At 41.1% G+C, this 24,834-nt stretch carries 9 protein-coding genes and 2 tRNA genes; 3 read left to right on the top strand and 8 right to left on the bottom strand.

The window, feature by feature from the left end:
- The first annotated feature begins 81 nt into the window (after positions 1-81).
- The gene (locus EPU_RS02500) at positions 82-2,451 is read left to right on the top strand and encodes a glycoside hydrolase family 2 protein (protein WP_029487864.1); all 2,370 of its coding nucleotides are present in this window, start codon (positions 82-84) and stop codon (positions 2,449-2,451) included.
- 57 nt (positions 2,452-2,508) lie between these two features.
- Here the strand turns inward: EPU_RS02500 and EPU_RS02505 are convergent.
- A tRNA-Gly gene (locus EPU_RS02505) sits at positions 2,509-2,580 on the bottom strand.
- A gap of 3 nt (positions 2,581-2,583) precedes the next feature.
- Positions 2,584-2,658: transfer RNA gene (locus EPU_RS02510), tRNA-Pro, on the bottom strand.
- A gap of 483 nt (positions 2,659-3,141) precedes the next feature.
- On the opposite strand from EPU_RS02510, the gene EPU_RS02520 reads away from it, so the two are divergent.
- A complete protein-coding gene (locus EPU_RS02520) occupies positions 3,142-4,311 on the top strand; it encodes an LL-diaminopimelate aminotransferase (protein ID WP_029487865.1) in 1,170 nt (389 codons plus the stop codon).
- On the opposite strand, the gene EPU_RS12595 is transcribed toward EPU_RS02520, so the two are convergent.
- The 6 genes from EPU_RS12595 to EPU_RS02550 all read right to left on the bottom strand — a co-directional run bounded on the left by EPU_RS12595 (position 4,308) and on the right by EPU_RS02550 (position 12,014).
- Entirely contained in the window at positions 4,308-7,358 is a 3,051-nt protein-coding gene (locus tag EPU_RS12595; RefSeq protein ID WP_052296445.1) for an AAA family ATPase, read from the bottom strand. The two genes, EPU_RS02520 and EPU_RS12595, sit on opposite strands and share 4 nt — an antisense overlap.
- A 155-nt stretch (positions 7,359-7,513) precedes the next feature.
- On the bottom strand, positions 7,514-7,738 hold the full coding sequence (locus EPU_RS02530) for a hypothetical protein (protein ID WP_029487866.1): 225 nt from the start codon (positions 7,736-7,738) through the stop codon (positions 7,514-7,516).
- Between the two features lie 15 nt (positions 7,739-7,753).
- Entirely contained in the window at positions 7,754-8,593 is an 840-nt protein-coding gene (gene dapF / locus EPU_RS02535; protein WP_010166469.1) for a diaminopimelate epimerase, read from the bottom strand.
- 15 nt (positions 8,594-8,608) lie between these two features.
- Positions 8,609-10,198, bottom strand: coding sequence for a CTP synthase (locus EPU_RS02540; protein ID WP_010166470.1), 1,590 nt, complete (start codon positions 10,196-10,198; stop codon positions 8,609-8,611).
- 45 nt (positions 10,199-10,243) lie between these two features.
- The gene (locus EPU_RS02545) at positions 10,244-10,687 is read right to left on the bottom strand and encodes an ANTAR domain-containing response regulator (protein WP_242650839.1); all 444 of its coding nucleotides are present in this window, start codon (positions 10,685-10,687) and stop codon (positions 10,244-10,246) included.
- Between the two features lie 124 nt (positions 10,688-10,811).
- Positions 10,812-12,014, bottom strand: a complete 1,203-nt coding sequence (locus tag EPU_RS02550) for a glutamine synthetase family protein (protein WP_010166472.1) — start codon at positions 12,012-12,014, stop codon at positions 10,812-10,814.
- Positions 12,015-12,318: 304 nt separating this feature from the next.
- On the opposite strand from EPU_RS02550, the gene pulA reads away from it, so the two are divergent.
- Positions 12,319-24,687 carry a type I pullulanase gene (gene pulA, locus EPU_RS13515; protein ID WP_044149339.1) on the top strand — a complete coding sequence of 4,123 codons (12,369 nt, stop codon included), beginning with the start codon at positions 12,319-12,321 and terminating at the stop codon, positions 24,685-24,687.
- Positions 24,688-24,834 lie beyond the last annotated feature (147 nt).

Here is a 24,834-nt window from a genome sequence, read left to right on the forward strand (position 1 = left end):
AATTCTAACTCACTTGCTATTATAATTCGAATATAATTGTTATGGCAAGCCATTGCCCCTATAAAATGTTTGGAGGTTATTATGGATAGATACGAATATGTGTTAGATAATCAGACATGGTATATGAAACAAATGAACCCTGGTCAAGGAATCGAGCAAGAGTTATACGACATTCCACCAGAGCGCGATATTGCATTTAGCGGTTGGCACTACGCCACCATTCCGGGAGATGTTTATTCGGATTTGCAACGAGCGGGAGTGATCGAAGATCCTTATATTGGTAGAAATATGGTTAAGCAAGCGTGGGTGCAGTACTATGAGTGGTGGTATATTTGTAGATTTAATGTGCCAAAGGATTTTAAAGAGAAGGATTTACAACTGATTTTTGGTGGCATCGACTATAGTTGTGAAATTTGGTTGAACGGGCATCGTCTTGGGAAACACGAAGGAATGTATTCGCCTATCAAGTTTGATGTAACAGGGCTTTTGAAAACGTATTTAGACGCTGATAACGCTAGCGAGTGTTGCAACCATCTAGTAGTRAAACTGGATCCGCCGCCGCAGACTTTGCATAACATCGCGGGATTGCATCATACKTTTTCTGGAGACTATTTRCCAGGATTTATTCCGGTGGGTATATGGCGCTCAGTAAAAATTGTAGCGTATGAGAATGCTAGAATCGAGGATTTGTATGTGCATCCGACGCTTACTGACGCAGGAGCAATTTTAGATCTAACMGCCACGTTGGAGCTAAAGGCTGCCGCAAACGCGGATTACGATGTTGTGATTACAGTKTCCGATGAAGATACAAACATCGTCACAAAAACTACGGAACGATTTTATCCGGGGAGTAACGACATTACTGCACACATTGGAGTGCCCGAGCCGAAGCTTTGGTGGCCATGGGATATGGGAGATCAGCCATTATATTATGCAACAGTGGAGRTATACGAAAACGGTAGATTGCTAGATACGGCAAAAACCAGATTTGGCATTAGAGAAGTTAAGATGGCCTTTAATCCTGGCTTCACATTGGATGAATGCGAAACTCCATGGACATTTGTTATTAATGGCAAACCGATATTTTTGCGCTCCGGATGCTGGGGAGGCCCTCCTTCATTTTTATATGGCAGAAACTCTCGTAAGAAATATGAGCACTTGCTAAATCTGGCTAAATATGGAAACTTCAATAACCTTAGAATATTCGGATGGCATCCGCCAGAAGTAGACGATTTTTATGACATATGCGATGAGTTGGGAATTACCACTTGGACCAACTTCCCTCTATCTTCTCAGGTTTTGCGAGACGATCCACCGTATGTCAATGCGGTTTTACACGAATGCGGTGAAATAGTTAAAGAAAGACGAAATCATCCTTGTAATATATTTTGGATGGGYGGCGAAGAAGTATTTTTTAGTGAGGCGCAGGTTAGAAGCCATAACAAGCGAATGATGAAAGAAGTGGGAATCTATATCAAACGTTATACAGATATTCCATATGCCGATGCGAGCATGATGAGTTCGGCACCTGCTAGAAAGCTGGGATATAAACCAAAAGAGTGTTTGCATTACAATGGGGCYTACTACGCAGCGGGGCGTACAGCCATGGAAGACTATTTTGCAAATCCGCTTCTCGAATGTGCCATAGTTCCTGAATTATGCGGCGCAGCAGTACCAAACTTAGAGAGTCTCAAAAAATTTATACCTGCAGATGAAATATGGCCTCCAGGACCTTCGTGGGGATACCTAATGGCAAACATCGATATTCTAAAAGCTATTAACATGGATATTTTTGGAGATCAATGCTATGATAGTATAGAGAATTTTATTGATTCAACACAGAAATCGCAAGGTGAAGTTTATAAATTTGCGATTGAATTTATAAGACGCAAAAAGCCTCACATGAGCGGAGTTGCTTTATGTCACTTTATTACAAACAGACCTCTTATGAAATGGGAAATTGTTGATTATTATGGGGTACCAAAACAAGCCTTAGAATATGTTCGCAAAGCATACGCGCCGCTGGTACCATCAGTTGAGTATCGCAAACGCCGATTTATGCCAGGCGAAGAATTTAAGGCTGGGGTGTGGGTATTAAACGATACCTATAATAAGTATCAAGATTTAACATGTAAAATAAGCATCAATTATTCCGATGGCAAAGTGGATACATTCACAGAGAATATAGCTATCGTGGCAGAAAATACAAATGCAAAGTTTTTTGAAATCAGCTCTGTAGTTTCTGGAGAAGTCTTTGATAGATTTACGATTTATGTAGAATTATATAATGGAGACGAAGTAATCGCTAGCAATGACTATTTCTTGTTGGTTGATGATCAAGAAGAGGCCAAAAATCGCAAAGCCGCTTTATATCAAACGCATAGAGAAAAAACACTAAAATACGGCAAAACATTGTATAGAGATTTTCCTGAAGTGTTAGAGTTAGACTAGATTATATGTAGAGGGGGCCCTTTGGGGCTTCCTTTTTTTATTTTACGCATAACAAAAAGCGCGAAACGGGAGTCGAACCCGCGACCCTCTCCTTGGCAAGGAGATGCTCTACCACTGAGCCATTCGCGCATATCGGGGTGACAGGACTCGAACCTGCGGCCTCCTGGACCCAAACCAGGCGCTCTAGCCAAACTGAGCCACACCCCGCGTCTCAATTACTCRATTAGTCTAACATGACAATTTTAGTTTGTAAAGCCCTTTTACGAATTTTTTTGAAGTTTTTGTCATAAATTTGGTACAAGCCTCATATTATATACAAAAGGAGGTTTAATTATGGAAAACAAAAAAAGTAAACCTATAAATTATAATGTCRTATTTCATTTTTTCATGACTGTTTGCCTTACATATTTTATGACCGTTTTTATAGATTTTTTCTTAATATTTAGCAACATTGTTTCTGTGTCTTTATTTTTTCTCGGCATAGGAGCRCTAGGATTATACTTTTTAATTAAAAAAGATATTTGTCTTATTATATCGTTTATCTTTTCRACTTTGTGCATATTAATTACATATTACATAGGAACTTTCTGATAGGAGATGCGTTTTGCGTCTCCTATTTTTTATTGCTGGACGAATAGGATAAATTAGGATATATTAATTATGTTAAAATTGAGAGACAGGAGATATATAATGCAAATTAATGAAAACTTCTTAAACTTAGAGCAAAGTTATCTTTTCTCTACTATTGCTAAAAAAGTAACCGAATTTAGTTCATCTAACCCAGATGCCAAAATAATTAGACTAGGGATTGGCGATGTAACGCTTCCTCTAACACCAAGCGTTGTAGCTGCGATAAATGAGGCAGTTCAGGAAATGGGCGAAGAAGCGACGTTTCGCGGATATGGACCAGAACAAGGTTATGACTTTTTGAAAAATACCATTCAAGACTACTATAAAACAAAAGGGGTTTCATTAGATCTAAACGAAATTTTTATTAGTGACGGAGCTAAGAGTGACCTCGGAAATATTTTAGATATCTTTGGCCCAGGAACCAGCTTGATTCCAAATCCAGTATATCCCGCATATCTGGATACAAACGTTATGGCCGGGCGCAAAGTTAATTTTTTAGATGGCAATGAAGACAATAATTTTCTGCCAATGCCAGAAGATGGCTCCGGTGGTGATCTAATTTATTTGTGTTCTCCAAATAACCCAACTGGTGCGACCTATACTAGAGAGCAACTTAAAGTTTGGGTCGATTATGCTATCCAAAATAATTCTATCATCTTATTTGACAGCGCGTATGAGTGTTTTGTACGAGACGCAAATTTGCCAACCAGCATTTATGAAATAGAAGGCGCCTCCTCTTGTGCGATAGAGTTTTGTTCCTTTTCCAAAACAGCTGGTTTTACAGGTACTAGATGCGGATATACTGTAATTCCCCACACTCTGCAAGTAAATGATACAGCTCTAAACAAGCTGTGGCTTAGACGACAAACCACCAAATTTAACGGTGTTCCATATATTGTGCAAAAAGGTGCTGCTGCCATATTTAGTGARCAAGGTCAAAAAGAAATTCGAACTAATATTGACTATTATCTCGAAAACGCAAAAATCATTCGTGACGGTTTTGCTGAACTGGGCTTTTGGCTTGTAGGTGGAGATAACTCGCCTTATATATGGCTCAAATGCAAAACGGATTCTTGGACTTTCTTTGACAAGCTTTTAAGTGAAGCCCACGTTGTTGGAACTCCTGGAGTTGGATTTGGAACTAATGGAGAGGGATATTTTAGAATGTCTGCCTTTGGAAATCGCGAAAATGTTATCGAAGCTATCTCAAGAATAAAAAAAATCTTTTAAGATCTAATAGAGAGCATAAATTGAGCTGCTGAATTTTTKAGGTCGGCAGCCTTTTTATATAATTCCATGGCTTTTTTTACGTCTTTTTTTACTCCTTTTCCATCATCATAAAATACTGCTAGTCGATACATAGACTCTCCATGTSCTGMGTTYGCGGCTTTCTCATACCATTTGGCTGCCTTTCTAAAGTCTCGCTTCTTCTCGAACATAACAGCCAATTCGTATTGCGCATTTACATAGCCACCAGATGCCGCTTTTTCGTATAGTTTCATCGATTGCTTTAAGTCACGCTCTACTCCTCTGCCTTCTTTATAGCATAGGGCCATTCTATATTGCGCCGGTGCAAATCTCTTCGCCGCTGCGGCCTCCCATAACTCCACGGCTCTAAACAAATTTTTTTCTATGCCATACCAACCCATRTCATAACATTCGCCCAATATAAACATGGCCTCGACGCTATCTTGTTTGGCAGCTTTCTCCCAATACTCTACTGCRGTAAGTAGACTCTTAGGCACTCCTGTCCCTTCCGCATAGCAATTGCCTATTACTAGCTGGGCTTCTCCGTAATTCATAGCCGCCGCTTTCTCAAACCATTCCAGTGCTTTTACTATATCAGTTTCTACTCCTAACCCTTTTTTGTAGCAACAGCCTAGTTGATACTGCGCCTCGACCACATTCTGATTAGCAGCTTTTTGATACCAAGTTAATGCATTCTGTAAATCACGCTTTGCTCCATCGCCATAATGCCATTTGAGATCTTTTTCTACTCCGTCACTTTTTATATAACACATAGCAAGATGGTATTGAGCTAATGCATGTCCTTGTTCCGCGGCTTTTAAAAAATATGAAAAAGCTTTCGTCGCATTTTTTTTGGTGCCCAGTCCCTTTTTATAGCAGAGCCCCAGCTGATACTGAGCCAAAGCATATCCAGCGTTTGCAGCCTTTTCAAACCATTCTACAGATTTTTCCAAGTCTTGAGTGGGGCCTATTGCAGTGTACCATAATCCAAGCTGATATTGAGACTCGATATCGTTTTCTTCGGCCATAAATCTAAGCTCTTCGATTTCGGTAGTTTTGCTAGTAGCTTCTAAAATAATTTTTTCCTTAATTTCAGCTTCTTTGGCATACTCTTTTGCCAACTGCGATTGTTTAGTTTGATCAGATTGTGCCAGCCGGATAGCTTCATCGGCCCAATCTTTAGCTGTTGACTTAGTTGTTAATGCCACAAGCTCCAAATTATATGCAGAAATTTTTCCACACTTCTTTAAAGGTGAAAACTTCAATTGATCGTATTTGGATTCATAAATAAATAAGTTCGATTTTGCACGGCTAACTCCTACATATAGCAAATTAAAGTAATACTTCATTTGGTCATTTTTTTTGCACTTGCCATTTAAAATTTCGTTCCATTTAACAATATATTCAGACATTAGGTCATAGCAATAAATGTTGTCATATTCAAGCCCCTTTATTTCGTTAATCAAAAATATACGATGCTCTATTCCGGGGTATAACTTTACAAGTTTCATTTTGGTTGCCTCGGTMGCKACAACAATGGCGCAATAGTGCTTATCGACCACTTCTTTAAACAGTTGAACAAAATCTCGCGGCTTAAAATCTAATACTTGCGGTTCGCTACCATCTTTTAGTGCGACTTCTTCGTAATCATAAGCAGAAGTTCCGATATACTTTTGCCTTTCTTCAACGAGATTGTTAATTAACTGTGTAATTTGTTTGGTTCCACGAAAATTTTTGGTAAGAACTTTATTTGTAATCTCTTTGTTATATGTATAGTATAAGTTTTTTAGACGACCAAAATTAAAAAAGGTTGGGTATATTGTTTGGTTTATATCGCCGGCCCACACAATTTTGCCGCCCGGTTGCACCAATTTACTAATTAAATAAATTTGTAATTCGCTTAAATCTTGAATTTCATCAATTACCACATAGTCATATTTTTCAAAGTTATTTGCTGTTAAAATCATTCTTGCAACGTCATTTTCGCTGTATTTATTGGAAGTATCTAACCATTTTTGAAAAGCCACCGCCACTTTATAAATTTCTTGCTTTTCGTCTTTGTTAAATATCGAATAATGTGCAGGCATATCCAAATAAATATCTAGCGAAAGCAACCTCTGGTTACCCTCAATCTTAGATTTAACAAATTTATACTCAAGACCCAGATATCCTGTTAAAATTCCTCTGATTTCTGCAACTATTTCATGTATTTCTTTGCGCTGAACGATTGAATATTTATATTTTTCCTGATATAGCCAACGTCTTAGCTCGCGAGTGGTTATCATTTGGGTATCTGCTATATTGGCTAATTTACACAGTAATTTTCGTATTGTCATAAACTCTAACCCCTCCTGCTTATTAAATACCTGAAAATCTTTGTGCGCCTTTTCTAGTAATAGATCGGTATATGTTAGATATAACGATTTGCTATTGGCTCTTGTCATTGACAGCACATGTAATAATACTACTGTTTTGCCCGTTCCGCCTGCCCCAATAAGTAAAATCTGGTTTTCCAAAGCATCCAAAACATCGTATTGCTCATCAGACAGATATTTGACAAACTCGATATCGTTTTCTTCTGCTAATCGTACCAAATCTTCATCACGAACAACAATTCCTTGAATTGTTGACAGATCCAAATGTGTTGTATACATTTTTTCAATTTGAATATCTAATTCATCTTCATCATATTTTTGCTGAAGTGCTTGTCTAATAGTAACCAAATTTAAACTGCGCTCATCATAGCTATGTCCTTCTCTGATTTGATTATCATGGCTTACAAATTTTAAAAATACAATAGAATCGATGGTCTTAGTTTGATTTCTAATAAAACTAAATAAGATTCTATCTCGGCTATTTAACCTAAACTTAAATATATTGGTGTTACTAACTTTACATATACCATAACCTCGGGGCAGTTCTCTAATCTGGTATTGAGCCTCTAATATTTGTTTTTCAAATTGTAGTAATTTAGAAATGATGTCATAACCTATGGGTATATTTTTAAAAAAATTTTGTTCTATTACCATTCTATAGCTCCTCTTATTTAATATATTCTATTGCTAATTTTACTCGTTCAATATATATTTTGTCAATAATTTGTCAAATTTTTTTACATTTATTTTCCTTTTTGGAAAAACGCAAAAAAATAAACTGCAAAAGAATATTCTGCAGTTTGCACACATCAACGTAAATGATTTCCCAGTGTATTTTCTTCTACATACCTTAGAAGCAACGTATTATCATTGCTTTCCCAAATTTGTCGTACCAAATCTTTTGGTATTTTCAATCGCTCGCTGGCTTGYTCTAAAGTTAAAAACTCTTTTAATGCCAAAATATTGTTCGATGTAATAATCAAATTTTCTGGTTGCTGAGACTCCATTGTTCTATTTCTTAAATTTTGGTACATCGCCATCCCTCCCTTCTAGCAATTAAATTCTACATCCCCCGAGAATGCTTTAGTCGCTGTTCCGGTCATAAATATTGTTTCATCTGTATATCTGATTTTTAATTCTCCACCTTTTAATATAATTGTAATATCTTCGTTCTTTTTGGCATACCCATTTAGCACACAAGCTACTGCAACTGCGCATGCTCCCGTTCCACAGGCTAGTGTTTCGCCACTGCCTCTCTCCCACACTCTCATTTTATATGTGGTTTCATTTATCTTTTGTACAAACTCTGTGTTTACTCTATCCGGAAAAATTTCGTTATTCTCAAATAATGGTCCGATCTTTTCCAGTTCAATATCATCTACATCGTCTACAAATACTACGCAGTGAGGATTTCCCATCGATACGCATGTTATATTATATGCTACTTCTTCTATAASAAGTTCATGATTGATTATAACATCTCCCTCAAGATCAACCGGAATCTTTGCAGGCTCCAAAATCGGTGCTCCCATATCCACTTCCACAATGTTCACTGCCCCGTTTTCTACTTGTAGTGTTAGGTCTTTTATGCCGCTGAGTGTTTCTATCTTCAGATTTGTTTTGCGAGTGATGTTATTTTCGTATAGGTATTTTCCAACGCATCGGATGGCGTTTCCACACATCTTGCCTTCGCTTCCGTCTAAATTGAACATCCTCATCTTGGCATCTGCTACTCTAGATGGCCCAATCAACACTATGCCATCTCCGCCTATCGAAAAATGACGATCCGATAACTCGACTGCAACTTGCCTAGGGTTTTTTATCTCCACTTCAAAACAATTAAAATATATATAGTCATTTCCTATTCCGTGCATTTTCCAAAATTTCATAAGTTCTCCTACCTTCTATTTTTGTATACTTGCTTGTATTAATCCTGAAAACAGCGGATGCGGTTTATTTGGGCGACTCTTAAACTCGGGGTGAAATTGCACTGCAATATAGTAGCTAAGAGTCGGTATCTCTATGACTTCTACCAAAGTTTTATCCGGAGATACTCCGCTAATTACCAGCCCGTTGCTGATCATTTGCTCTCTATAATCATTATTAAACTCGTACCTATGCCTATGTCGCTCCGCGATCTCGTCTTTGCCATATAATTCTTTTAGCAACGTGCCGTCTTTTATACTACATAGATAGCTGCCTAGGCGCATCGTTCCGCCTTTGTCGGTAATCGTTTTCTGCTCTTGCATGATATGAATCACCGGATTTTGGGTAGTCTCACTAAATTCTGCCGAGTTCGCATCGGCAAGCCCCAATACGTTTCGGGCAAATTCCACAACCGCAACTTGCATTCCTAAGCAAATTCCCAGTAACGGAATATCGTTTTCTCTCGCATATTTACATGTTAATATTTTGCCTTCAATGCCTCTGTCGCCAAAACCTCCGGGTACTACAATTCCATCAACACCGCTCAACATCGCCGATATATTTTTGGCCGTAACTTCTTCGCTATCTATCCAGCTGATACTCACCTTTGCTCCTAACATATATCCTGCATGGCGAAGGCTTTCTGCAACAGATAAATACGCATCATGTAGTTTAACATATTTGCCAACAATCGCAATATTGACGTCTTTTGATGAGTTATAAATGTGATCTACCATTTCTTTCCATTCGGTTAAATCTGGTGCTACTGTCTCTAACTTTAGTGTCCTACAGACCACTTTATCTAGCCCATTTTTGTGTAGCATCAATGGCGCTTCGTACAAAGATGGTAATGTTATATTTTCTATTACGCAATCTTTTTTCACATTACAAAATAACGAGATCTTGGCCATAATATCTGCTGAAAGTTCTTCGTCTGCTCGAGCCACGATAATGTCTGGAGAGATCCCCATCGCCTGAAGCTCTTTTACCGAATGTTGCGTTGGCTTACTCTTATGCTCGCCGCTCGATTTGATATATGGCACTAGCGTCAGATGTATAAATACGCAATTGTCTCTCCCAACTTCCAACGAGATTTGCCTAATGGTTTCCAAAAATGGCTGAATCTCAATATCTCCTGTTGTTCCACCAATTTCGGTAATCAACACATCTGTGTTTTTGGCACTGTTATATATAAAATCTTTGATCACATTGGTAATATGTGGAATTACTTGTACTGTTTGCCCCAAATATCCTCCAGATCGCTCTTTGGTTAGMACTTCATAATATATCTTTCCAGATGTTAAATTCGAAAACTTGTTTAAATTCTCGTCTATAAATCTCTCGTAATGCCCCAAATCCAAATCTGTTTCTGCTCCATCTTCTGTGACAAAAACTTCGCCGTGCTGATAAGGGCTCATTGTACCTGGATCAACATTCATATATGGATCAAGTTTTTGTGCGCTAACCTTCAATCCACGAGCTTTCAATAGTCTACCCAAACTAGCTGCAGTGATGCCCTTACCCAATCCAGATACAACGCCRCCCGTAACAAAAATAAATTTACTCATAAAAATCTCCTCTCGCGAACAAGGGAAAACGTCCGCTTAATATGTTTACCACCCATGGTTGGCGATAATCGTTTGTGCTATATCCTTACGTGTTTTTCTAAGGTTCATAGCTTGTTTTTCAATATATTTATGTGCCTCAGTTTCTGTTATCCCCCTAAGTTCAATCAATATACATTTTGCACGGCTAACAATGCGTATATCATCTATTTTTTGAGATAGACTAATGTTTTCGTCTTCGAGACGTTTTAGACGTTTATTCGTTGCGTATGCTATTTTAACTGATGTCGTCAGCATCTTCTTATTAATGGGCTTGGCTATTGTGATTATACCCAGCTCTTCTACTGTTGTGGAAATTTCATCATAATATTGAGCATTCACTATCAATATAACTTGTGTTGCTGTTGCTATATCCTTTGCCAATTGTTCTCCAGTTTCATCTGCCAGCGGAGCGTTTATAATTACTAAATCGATATCACGCTCTAGTAACATGGCTCTTGCTGCTGCRGCAGAATTGCTTGTGTATAGCTTATCATATAGTGGTAATATGCTCGATAAAAAGTCTTGGCCAGGATTAAYTTTTGAAACCATTAATACGCTTTGCATCTACTCACCTCTACAATTTTAGAAAGTATTCATTCATATAGAAAGTCTCTCTACTACTGCTCTTATACGCATCTATTTCTCGTTCTTTTTGTAATACAAATCGCTTGACAAAGTCTTCGCCAATGCTATTTGAAACAAAGCTAGATTCTTTTGCCGCTATTATGGCAGCTTGTAGTGTCTTTGGTAAATTTACACTCTTCTTTATAGTATACTGATTTTGGATTCCCAATATTCCAGCTTGCAATATCAACGAATAGGCTATATATGGATTTGCAATAGATCCAATGTGTCGGCATTTAAAACTGCTATCATAATTCTTGGAAACAAATGGAATTTTCACAACGCTGTCATATGAATTTATTATAGGATGTAAAAACAGTGCCATTTCCTCTGCCTTTTCTAATATTCCTGCCATAAAGTATTCTTCGATTTCCTCATCTACTGCAGATGTCTCTAACAAATCTTTGTTACATTTAGTAAGGCTGATGTTGATATTTAAATCATTAGAATTTTCAAGCTTGATAGGTTTTGGCATAAACGATGCGTATAATCCATATCTAGCCGCCGCGGCCTTGGCGATACTCTTAAATGTTAACAAGTTATCGGCGCAGCTAAGAGCATCCATATATTTAAAGTCTATCTGATTTTGACCGGGACCTATCTCGTGGTAAGAACTATGCGGTGTTATTCCTATACGATCTAGTAATAAGCATATCTCGCGTCGTACATCTTCTCCTTTATCGATCGGTGCCACATCCAAATAACTCCCATTATCAATAGGCGTTGCAGAAGGCAACAAATGATCGTTTTGTCTAAACAAATAAAATTCGCTTTCTTGTGCTATTTTGGTCGAATATTCCAGGGCAGCTAAATCTCTTACTGCCTTCTTCAAAATTTGTCGACTATCTAATTTAAATAACTGCTTATCTTTTGTTTTTATATCGCAATAAAACTTGATAACGCAGCCCGGCTCTGGTCGCCAAGGCATGGCACACAACGTCGTTGGGTCTGGGTACAAATATAGATCCTCATTAGCAAACCCCGCAATCTTGCTCCCGTCAATGCGAACTCCATTAAATAACGCTCCCTCCAACTCAGGTTGCATTATAGCCACATTTTTCTGATTTCCAAAAATATCACAAAAAGCCAAGCGAATAAATTTTACTTCATGTTCTCGCACAAAATTCAAAATGTCGTTGATCATAATGTCCATCAAAATTCACCCCCATTTTCATTTCTCTATCTTCATCATTATAGTTTAAAACTTTCAATACTTCAATAGCTAAATACAATTTCAAAAATTATCGCACTAACTTTATATTTTATATAATGCTCTCACAAAACAATTTCTATACAACCAAATTTAACAACGTCATCGAGTTATAATTCTCTCCAAATATTTCACGCTTAAACAAAAATGCTTTCAATTTTACAAATTATTATTTCCAAAAAGATGTTGTAATAAATAATGCGATGCTATATAATAATCAATAACTACCTCGAAAGGAGTAATAATTATGAAAAAAAGTAATCAAAACACTGCGATATTAATGGCAATGTGCCTAATGACTAACACATCTCCAATATTAGCAATTGATAACGAAGAGGTTTCTACCGCATACATAATGAAATCGCTAGAGTTTACAGATTCCGAACCGTTTTTTGATGCGTTCGACAATTTTGCGATCCCCGCCACCTTGGATTTCGAAGACATAGAGTTAACTGCTGATGTCGATATTACTGCAATCAGCGATTTGGAGTTTATATCCGAAGAGTTTGTGTCCGAAGATTTTTTGACCGAGGATCTGCTGGTTCCTGAGCTTGCAGAAACAGACGATTTTTGGGAGTCTCTTTTACCAGATATTTCAATTTTTGAATCCCCAGAATACTCAGATTATGCTATAGAAAATGCCATAGAAGATACTATAGAAGATGCTATAGAAGATACTATAGAAACCGAGCTGCCAGCAAGTCCAGATATTTCGCTCCCCGACAACTTGGATCCAGTTGGTGAAGGCGATAAAGTTGATACCGATTTTGATCAGCTTCCTGGCTATCGCGAAAGTCAATTTACTGTAAATGATCCGATTTATTCTATACAAACAGGCGAAAAAACTCCTTTACCCCGCAAAGGTACATACATAGATGAAAATAATCAAGCACAGATTATTGATCTCAAATACACTATAACCGCTGAAGTTTCGGCTTATACTACTTTAGAAAAAATAGGCCAAGATACCTATATAACAATCGATCCGACATCTCGCGTAAACTCAGTACCCATTATTGCGGAATATGGAGCTTACAAGATGGATATCGTGCTCGAAGTAGTACAGACCAATACCTACATTATTAACTATTCTCGGCCAGATTATGACAGCTGGTCTTTGCAAGTTACCGCATCCGACTCAAATAAAGATTACGATTTTGCAGATGCCAAGGATGTCATCGCTTCTGGTATCGCGTTCAAGCAATTTGAGCATGTCACCCAAGAGGATGTCATCAGCATAACAGCTCGTAACGCCACCAACCAAACTGCCCAAACTGCAGCGCAACATGTGGAAATGCCTCTCAATTCTACTACTCGCGAGATTTGGATTATTGATGGGGAGAGCCCGCTGATTTTCTTTGATGCTACTGATATAAATATAACAAGTCCCGAAGTATCTGGCACAGACGTTACTTTTAGAATTGCCTCCGATGCGGTTATTGTATATCTTACAGGATCTTTTAATGATTGGAAAATTTATTCGGATACAGATGATAAATCTCCGTATGCCCTATTAGATGCGGATCAAAATGGATTGTGGGAAGGAACGTTCTCTTTGCCATATGGTATACACGAGTATCAATTTCAGATAGATCAGTTCGGCGCATTTGATGGTGTTCAAAACGATCTCCTAGTTACAGATCCCTACAACCCAAATCTATCAGCAAACCAGCAAAGAAGCATCGTAGTTGTTCAGCCACCTACTCCTATTACTAGTCCAGAAATTATAAGCAACTCTGTAACCTTTAGGTACTATGCTCCCGATGCGACTGAAGTTTCAGTTAAGGGAAGTTTTAATAATTGGAACAATATGGCAATGCAGCAAAATGCTGATAACGTGTGGGAAGCAACAATAACTCTTCCTGTTGGTAAGCATGAATACAAATTTGTAGTCGATGGTGAAGAAATAACTGATCCGTTTAATCTTACAAAATCATCAGACGAATCCAATAGCGTTGTAATTGTCGACTCTGCTATTCCTATAATCAGCTCAGAAGTTCGAGGCAGAACTGCAACATTTAGATATTATGCTCCAGAGGCAACTACTGTGGCGGTCGCAGGCAGTTGGTCTCCTACTGCAAATGAAATGACCAAATCTCCTGATGGCATATGGGAGTTGTCGCTAGATCTTGATCCAGGAAAGCATACTTACAAATTTCAGGTAGATAATAACGAGATGCCAGATCCATTTAACTCTGCAGGTGAAGTTAATATTGCAGATGTTCTGAGTCCTGTAATTAACGGAAAGTCGGCACTGTTTAAATATTATGCTCCACATGCAAAAACTGTTACTGTGTCATCTACTTTTAATGACTGGTCAAAACTTGATGATCCACTAACTGATGCCGATGCTGATGGCATATGGGAGGGGACGGTAACAGATATTAGCGAATTAAAGCACAAGTACAAATTCGTCGTAGATGGCGACTCTTTGCGAGATCCCGCCAACGATCAAATGACAGATCAAGGAAATAGCATCTTAAATATGATTTATGCTATAAGCCCGGAAGTGGCGGAGACCGACGTTACGCTTCGGTATTACGCGCCAGATGCACAGGCTGTTTCAGTTGCAGGAAGCTGGAATGCTACTGAGGATGTAATGGTTAAATCTGCCAATGGCGTATGGGAAGAAACGCTAACTCTTACACCCGGAGATTACGAATACAAATTTATTGTCGATGGCAAGCGTGTGACAGATCCGTATAACTCTGCCCCGCTATCGTATACAGGCAATAGCGTTTTTGTCATTGAGGCTCCTGTTGAAGTTGTGAGCCCCGTTGTTGCTGGAAAAACTGCAACATTCAGCTACTATAATCCTACTGCAACTGACGTATATGTCGTCGGAGATTTTAATAACTGGACCAAAATTGATGAAATGAAAATGACCAAAGATTCTGATGATGTATGGAAAATTACACTCGATCTCGAAGCCGGCGAGCATCAATACAAATTCGATGTCGATGGCGTATCAGTCGCAGATTCCGCAAATGGTGAACAAACTATAGAGGGAAACAGTGTTGTTAGCATTGCGGACATCACCAGTCCAATAATTAGCGGCACAACTGCAACATTTAGCTACTACGCTCCTGACGCACAGACTGTTGCTGCGACTGGAAGCTTCAACAATTGGGCAGCTGCAACCATGACAAAAGATACTGCTGGCGTTTGGACAGTTACAGTAAAAGATGTTGCAACCAAAAAGCATGAATACAACTTTATGGTGGACGGTCAGACGATCGCAGATCCTTATAACGATCAACCTTTAGCAAATGGAAACAGTACTTTCGACGTTGTAGCTGTTACTAGCCCCGCCGTTGCTGGAAAGACGGCAACGTTCCGGTACTATGCCCCAACTGCAGAAGCTGTTTTTGTTGCAGGCGATTTTAACGAGTGGTCCGATACTGCCAATTCAATGACCAAATCTCCAGATGGCATATGGGAAGCTGCCATAGATCTCAAAGCTGGTGAGCATGAATACGCATTTATGGTGGATGGCGTTGAGTTTAGAGATCCAGCGAATAAAAAAATATCATATAATGAAAAAAGTTTAATCTCTGTTGCAGATGTCGAGAGCCCTTCTGTAACTGGGCATAAGGTAACATTCAGATATTACGCTCCAGATGCRCAGACCGTAACAGTAGCGAGCGATTTCAACGCCTGGTCCGATACTGCAAATCCAATGAGCGATGATGATAAAGATGGTATATGGGAAATGGAAATCGACCTTAAATCAGGAATCTATGAATACTTATTTGTGGTMGATGGCAACCGAGTAAATGATCCAGCGAACTCCGCCACTGCAGAAAACGGAAATAATACTGTCGCCATCATTATAAATGTAGCGGTTGAGAGCCCCGAAGTTCGCGGCAAAACTGTAACGTTCAGATATCACCACCCATATGCAAAGACAGTGACTGTAAAAGGAGCGTTTAACAATTGGTCCGAAGAGGCAATGATTAAGAACGATGATGGCATATGGGAAATTGCATTCGATCTCGAAGCGGGAGATTACGAATACTCATTTGTTGTAGATGATCAAGAAATTTTGGATCCAGAAAATGATGATCAGCTATCATATGACGGCAAAAATTTAGTTCATATCGCGGATGTYAARAGTCCTGAGATAGTTGAAAACGCTGTAACATTTAGATACTATGCCCCTACCGCAGAGGCTGTTTCGGTTTTGGGTAGCTGGGCTATTACGGCAACTGAAATGACTAAATCTACAAACGGTATATGGGAAATTGTGGTAAATCTACCAACAGGCACTTACGACTACAAATTTGTTGTCGATAGCAAGAGTGTTGCAGATCCGTCAAACCCTACCGTCGATGCAAATGGAAACAGCGTCGTTAAAATTGTTCCAGCTGTAGTGGTCAAAAGTCCGGAGGTAGTCGGAAACAAAGCAACATTCAGATATTACGCGCCAGATGCCAAGGCTGTTTCAGTTTTAGGAGGCTGGGATGTTGATGTAAATACAATGGTTAAATCTGCAGATGGCATATGGGAAGTTACAGTGGATCTCACTACTGGCACTTACGCCTACAAATTTATTGTCGATAACAATTWWGTTACRGAYCCATCAAATCCTRAYGTCGATGCAAACGGAAATAGCGTCGTGACTATCGCACCAGAAATCGTAAGTCCGGAGGTAGCTGGAACTACGGCAACATTTAGATATTACGCGCCAGATGCACAGGCTGTTTCAGTTTTAGGAAGCTGGAATGCTACCGAAGACGCAATGACTAAATCTTCCAACGGCGTATGGGAAGTTACATTGGATCTCGCAGCTGGTGATCACACATACAAATTTGTTGTCGATGGCAAGCATGTGGCAGACCCATCAAATCCTGATGTCGATGCAAACGGAAATAGCGTCGTGACTATCGCATCAGAAATCGTAAGTCCGGAGGTAGCTGGAACTACGGCAACATTCAGATATTACGCGCCAGATGCACAGGCTGTTTCAGTTGCAGGTAGCTGGAATGCTACTGAGGATGTAACTGAAGACGCAATGACTAAATCTTCCAATGGCGTATGGGAAGTTACATTGGATCTCGCAGCTGGTGATCACACATACAAATTTGTGGTCGATGGCAAACAAGTAGCGGATCCATCAAATCCTGATGTCGATGCAAACGGAAATAGCGTCGTGACTATCGCATCAGAAATCGTAAGTCCGGAGGTAGCTGGAACTACGGCAACATTTAGATATTACGCGCCAGATGCCAAGGCTGTTTCAGTTGCAGGTAGCATGAACTCCTGGGATAAATCGGCTAGCCCTATGGCCATTACCGAAGACATTTGGCAACTATCCCTCTCTTTAGACCCAGGAGCGCATCAGTATAAGTTTGTTGTAGATGACGTTTGGCTTAATGATCCGCTCAACACCGCAGATACTGTTGATGGCAATAACGTCGTTGTTATCAATGGGCTCTCTGTTACTGGCAACCCAGATACTTTGACAGTAGACACAGCGACCGAACTCGCAACGACAGGCAAAGTCTTTACGGCGGCGCATCCGACTGGTCTCGATACACCTGTTAATTATGCTCTCGCTGAACCGTCAACTACTGTGACTCTTTCCGAAAAAGACGGCGTTACTTATGTGACTGCTGCAGCGAATCATGTGGGCGATGTTATTCTCACTGCCACTGCCACGGTCGATCAAGTTGCGTATTCACAAACGATCAACTTTAAGGTGGGCGCTCTAAACGAATACACCATCAACTATTATAGGCACTCTGGTTACGACGACTGGAATTTGTGGATCTGGCCACTTGGTAAGGAAGGCGCTGGTGTGCCATTTACCTCAGACGAAACTTTTACACTTTCTGATGGCAATGATTATACTTTCAAACAACTTAAATATTATTCCACAGATGAAAAAATCGGAGTAATTCCTAGGAAGGGTGACTGGGTTTCACAAGATGGTGGTGATAGATTTATCGAAATTCCAGCAGAATCTGATGCAACTCAGGTGTGGATTGTCGAGGGGCACACAGATGCAATTTACACCGATCCTTCTCAAATAAATTTCGAGGCCAAAGTCAAGAGAGCTTATGCCGATACTGCAACTGAGATAACTGTTACACTTTCGGAAGCTGCAGAGCTGACAAATCCATATATTGTCACCAATACTGACGAAAAAGTTGCTGCGATAGTGACGCAAATCAGCGATACCCAGTATATTTTCGCGCTCCCTGAAGGACAATTTGTTGCCAATGGATTATATACCGTTGGAGCTGATCAGCTAGACCCTGCCACTGTGGAGATGAGAAAGATGCTTGACACGCTATATTACCCTGGCGATGATTTGGGGCTTTCGTATTCCGATAGCTCTAGTACATTTAAAGTTTGGGCACCAACCGCGGCGAAAGCATCTCTTGCAATTTATGATGACGCTGGCGTTTACAACGATATTGGCAAGGTGATAGACCATTCCGATGGTGTCGAGTCGCCAATGGAATACGATAACGAAACGGGGGTATGGTCCGCTACTGCAGATGGAAACCTAGACGGAAAGTTTTATATGTATAAGTTGACTTTTGCAAATGGCGTGACTCACTACGCAGTTGATCCGTACGCGCGATCTGTATCTGCGAATGGACAGCGAACTGCTATTGTCGATCTTGCCGAAACCGACGCGGCTTTGGCCAATGACAAAAAACCTGTAATTGTCGATGCCTCTGATGCAGTAATTTATGAATTACACGTTCGCGATTTCTCGATTGATCCCGATGCTAGTTTTGCGAACAAAGGAAAGTTTAGAGCATTTACAGAAACCGGCCTCACAACTGCAGGCGGCGCTGAAATAGGAATCGATCACCTCAAGGAGCTYGGCGTAACTCATGTACATTTGCTTCCAAGCTACGATTACGCAAGCGTTAACGAAGTGTCAGACTCGCCGCAATTTAACTGGGGATATGATCCACAAAATTATAATGTTCCAGAGGGTTCGTATTCTAGCAATCCCGAGGATCCATACGCTCGCATCGAGGAGTTTAAGGAAATGGTTGCAGCATTGCATTCGGCCGGCATTAGAGTTGTTATGGATGTAGTTTACAATCACACTTTCAGCGTAACGGATGGCCCGTTTGATAAGGTGGTTCCAAATTATTATTATCGAACATTTGATGATGGGATGTATTCAAACGGCGCTGGATGCGGAAATGAAGTGGCGACTGAGAGGCCAATGGTGCGCAAGTATATTACCGATTCGGTAATGTATTGGGCTGAAGAATATAATGTGGACGGATTCCGCTTCGACCTGATGGGGCTTATTGATACACAAACCATGCAGGAGTTAACCGATAAGCTGCGATCAGAAGTCGATGCCGATATGCTTATATACGGAGAGCCATGGCAAGCCGGCGGTAGCATCCTTCCGGGCGATCAGCAAACTCTTAAGGGCTCTCAAAAAGGCGAGGAATTTAAGGTATTTAATGACAATATCCGCGGGGCAATAAAAGGGGATAGCGATTCAACCGGTACTGGGTTTGCGACTGGAGCATCTGATAAAGAAGACGATATAATCGAAGGCGTAAAGGGCGCTATCAATAGCATTGCACAAGAGCCGACCGAGGTTATTTCATATGTTACTGCCCACGACAATCTCAACTTGTGGGATAAAGTTATTGCGACTCAAGAGTTAGAAGATGAGTTGGGATTTGAAGAAATGAAAGACGGCGCATTAGTCAATGGAGGAAGCGTCGATGACATGGTTGCTAACGCGGAGCCACACAAATTTGTAGATCCAAACGACGTCTTTGCCAATGAGACAGTGAAACGCAGTATTCTCGCAAATGGCATCGCGCTTACATCACAAGGAGTTCCATTTATCCATGCTGGTGAAGAAATTCTGCGCTCCAAATACGGCGATCACAACAGCTACAAGAGTCCTGATGCTATCAACATGATTCGYTGGGATCTCAAAGATCAATTTGGCGATGTGTTCGATTATTACAGCGGGCTGATCGAGCTTCGTAATGCGCATCCAGCATTTTCGATGGAAACTGCCGATGAAGTTGAGGAATATTTTACCGAATTGCGTAGCGAGAACAATGTTGTAGCGTACAAACTCGGCGAATACGCAAACGGCGACAGTTACAAAAATATTGTTGTAATATATAACGCCAACACAGAAGAAGTGAGCGTTGACCTACCTACGGCAGCAGAGTGGAATGTAGTAGTTAATGAATCAGCTGCAGGAACGGCTGTACTCGAGACTGTTACAGGTAGCGTTTCCGTTGCTCCAATTTCGATGATGGTTTTGTATGAAGGCGAAAGAATTTATGAGCGYATTCCAACTACCATCGAAGTGGAAGAAACTTTCGTTGCCCTTGGCGTTGGTGATTCACATATTTTTGATGTGATCATAAAAGATCAGAACGGCGTTGAAATGACGATGGCGGCCACTCTCACGGCAGCTGATGCGTCGGTTGTGGCGATCGATGGGCAAAAGATTACCGCATTGAAACCGGGTAAAACTGCCATTACGTTTACAGCAGCAGTGGGGACCCGCGGAGTTAGCGAAACGGTGGAAGTTGAGGTTGTGGATAAACTGGTACCTGCAGCCATCGAGATTGTGGCTCCAGAGCAATTTGTCTATACGGGGCTTTCGTTAGCTCTAAAAGCAAATGTTACGGATCAGTTTGGGCAACCATTAAGCGGTCAAATCGTTACATGGGGCACCAGCGATGCGGCAACGGCGACAGTGGGGCTCGACGGGCTTGTTCGCGGCATAGCAATCGGGGATGCGACGATAACAGCCACTGTGGGAGAGGTAACGGCCGCAATTGATATTGCAGTAAAAAAATATGAGAAGCGTTTTATAGTCGTAGAATATTTCCGCCCTAAAGGAGATTATGATGGCTGGAATTTATGGGTGTGGAACACAGGCGTTGCAGATGGGCAAGCCGACTTTGTTGAGGCAGATGCCGGAAAAGTTATGGCGCAAATCGAAATTGGTCCTGCAACCGAAAGCATTGGRTTTATCGTTCGAAAAGGTGACTGGGAAGATAAAGATATCGATGGCGACCGCTCAATTTTTACAACCAAAGATCAAATCATCACCAAAGCACGCATAACCCAGGGGCAAACTGCTTTCGATACGCTGGCAAAGTCGGAGCTMTTTGTCGATACCGCGGCTCAAACAGTAACCTATCGCTACCGCAACGACATGCTATTTAAAGATGGCGATATGGATACCATCGATTCTGCAAAAGTGGAAATCAATGGTCAGCTTTATAATATGACATACGACCCAGATCAGGAATGGTTTGAATATGTTCAGCATGGATTAGCAGAAGGCGAGTATTTATATAGCTTCCACATTACCGAGGGATCCAAAACTACAGAGCATCTCGACCCAACCAATCCGGCAACCAAAAATGATAAGTCGCTGTTTGTATATGAAAAGCTTAATATCTCGGCAACGGCATCTGCCGCTCCAGCCAAAATTACTGCCCGAGAAAATAGCGTTATAACTATCGATCTCAATGCAGCAGATCAAGATATTTCCAAAATAAGCCAAATCACTATCGATGCGACACAGTTGGGCGGCGGATTGATCGACGTACCGGTGGAGCTTCTCGCGGCGACGGTTTCGGTCAGAGATGACATAACTGCAGGCAAAAAGACGCTCCCAATCAGCATCTACGACAACGTCAATAACAAATACACAACCACTGTCACCATCGATGTGGAGACGTATACCGGAGATGACTTCGATTTTGATGAAGCGATAATCTACTTTATGCTAACCGATCGCTTCTACAACGGCAACGAAAGTAACGACGACCCATATAAGCTAGGCTACGACAAAAATGATCCGGGCACATACCACGGCGGCGATTTTGCTGGCATTACGCAGAAGCTTCCATACCTCAAAAAACTTGGAGTAAATACCATCTGGATCAGCCCGATTGTCGAAAATGTCGCATACGACGTCCGTCATAGTACATCGCCATATCTTAACAGCTACTACGCATATCACGGATATTGGGCAAAGAATTTTGAAAAGCTCAACCCGCATTTCGGCACCATTGCGGAGCTACACGAACTGATCGATGCGGCACATGACATGGGAATCAAGATTATGGTCGACGTCGTGCTAAACCATGCGGGATATGGAATGGATAACGGAATGGAATCGGCACCTGAGGGATATCCAACCGATGCTGAACGCGAAATTTTTGCAGGGATGTTGCGAACCGAAACTAGTAACGACGAGATTTTGGGTCAGCTTGCYGGGCTACCAGATTTTAAAACYGAGGATGCCGATGTACGCGAGCAGCTAGTAGATTGGCAAGTTGCCTGGGTCGAAACTCTGGGCAAAACTGCAAAAGGCAATAGCATAGACTACTTTAGAGTGGATACCGTAAAGCATGTTGAGGACGCTACATGGATGCATTTCAAAAATGAGTTAACAGCGGTGGATCCAAATTTCAAAATGATCGGCGAAGCATACGGCGCAAATATCAACCAAGACCTAGGCTATCTAGATTCTGGAATGATGGACTCTCTCTTAGACTTTGAGTTTAAGGACATTGCATCGACATTTGCTAACGGAGATATCGACAATGCGCAAGATCGCYTGATGGATAAAAATGGCAAATTAGATAATACTAGCACCGTGGGTAACTTCCTCAGTAGCCACGACGAAGGTGGGTTTCTCAAAAATCACGTTGGTGGCGATATTAACAAACTCAAAGCCGCGGTCTCTTTACAAGCAACTGTAAAAGGTCAGCCAGTAATCTACTATGGCGAGGAGATGGCATATAGCGGCGATAACGACTATCCTGTTCAAACTAATCGGCCTACAATTGACTGGGCAAAAGAACAAGAGCAAGTTAAATTGATTTCGCATTATCAAAAAGTTTTTGCAGCGAGAGCCAAATATAGCGACATCTTTGCAAAGGGCACCCACACAGTAACTGCTGGAAGTAGCGCGCTTGGCTATACTGTATTCGAGCGAGAACACGATAACGAAACTGCAGTAGTTGTGATAAATTTGGGGCCCGCACAAGCAACGAGTATCAAAACTCCGTTCAAAACTTCTGCGATAGATTTATACAGCGGCAAAAAATACGATCTCACCAATGGCACTTTACAAACAACGATACCTGCAATTGAATCGGGAGGCACAATGATTCTTGTACAAGGCGAGACATCTGGCGGCGGCTCAAGCGGTGGCGGCGGCTCAAGCGGTGGCGGCGGCTCAAGCGGTGGCGGCGGCTCAAGCGGTGGCGGCGGCTCAAGCGGTGGTGGCAGCTCAAGCGGTGGTGGCAGCTCTAGCGGTGGCGGCTCTAGTGGTGGCGGCTCTAGCAGTAGTTCTAGTAACGTTAAAATAACAGGAGGCGAAATAGAAGAGCTTTTTGTTGAAGACGCTACTGTTAACGTAGAAATATCAGTGCCTGCTAACACCAATGCGGTCGAAGTTACGCTCAAGAACTCAGTCCTTGCACCAGCAATAGCCCGAGCAATTGACAACGCCGAAACAGATGCCCCGATGCTATTAATAGTGTTCGATGGCAACGTGTCGGACGCAAAGCTGACAATAGGACGTGATATAATCGCCGAGTTGGCCGCATTCCCAGATGCAGTAATAGGGATCGAAACATCTGCAGCGACATTGGTGATAACGAATCTTGCTAACCTCGCGGCAAATGCTCTGGCAGGCGACGTAACATTTTCAATTGCCGAGTTATCTGCAGTTACAAGCGACGCGATACCAGAGGATCAGCCTAAAAAGACAGCACCGAGCACGTTGATCGCATATCCAATCGCGTCATCAAACTTTATAGATCCAGTAATTTCACGAAATATATTTGCGACCCCTGATGCGCAATCTGCGTTTAAAGCAGCTCCGGTATTTTTGACGCCGATGCTAGTGACGCCTACAATTGCCTACGAGATCGGCATCGACATTGCGCAGCAGCCAATAAAATTTGCGCACGCATATCTTAGTGTTCCATATGCAGTAGGCGAGATGTATTATGTAGATGCTTTGGAAAACACGACGCACGTAAAATCACAAATCAATGCAGTAGACAACATGCGAACGATTGCCGCGCCATATATGGGRATCTACGCAATAGGAGAGAGCGTAACATTGGCGAATCCRTTTATCGACGTCATTGCGCAAACGCCACATTACGCAGATGTYCTATACTCAGCGGCRAAAGGAATTATGACAGCCGTAAGTGAAACCAGATTTGAGCCCAATATAGCGGTAACTCGACGCGAGCTTGCAGACTTGCTATTTAATCTAGATATTTTATACGCACTCGACTTTGAAAATATTTTTGACGATGTCACCTCGGGAACATGGTATTCGTATATAGCAAGCTGGACATCCAAATTGGGTATCAGCCATGGCTACGACGATCCAGCTCTTGTCCCAGCAGCGGAAGTTACCAAAGAACAGCTTGCACTCATTCTATATAACTACGCCGAATTTGATGCGTCAATATTGGACCCTGAGTTTTCGTTCAATTTTGCGGTAGCGTCGAAGTGGGCCTCAGATAACGGAATTCTTTCTGGAATGGGCATTCTCACGCGGGCTGATTTAGCGGCAGCGATAAATAGATTTCTGGTATTTATTAGTAGATAAGATGTAATATAGACGAATCACGAAAATTAAATTTGCCATGATATGAAGTTGGGTATCATGGCTTTTTTATATTTGGGTAGCTACCGCGTCTGCAGCAAAAGAGGTGGGATACCCCTCCAAATGCAGCATGTACTGACGCTTCACTAA

This window comes from Candidatus Epulonipiscium viviparus, from assembly GCF_000171335.1.
In the GTDB taxonomy this organism is placed as follows: domain Bacteria; phylum Bacillota; class Clostridia; order Lachnospirales; family Cellulosilyticaceae; genus Epulonipiscioides; species Epulonipiscioides viviparus.

Excerpts from the sequence above, each read along its gene's own strand:
- EPU_RS02545 (WP_242650839.1), bottom strand. The coding sequence starts at position 10,687 with ATGTTACTAGAGCGTGATATCGATTTAGTAATTATAAACGCTCCGCTG.
- EPU_RS02550 (WP_010166472.1), bottom strand. The coding sequence starts at position 12,014 with ATGGACATTATGATCAACGACATTTTGAATTTTGTGCGAGAACATGAA.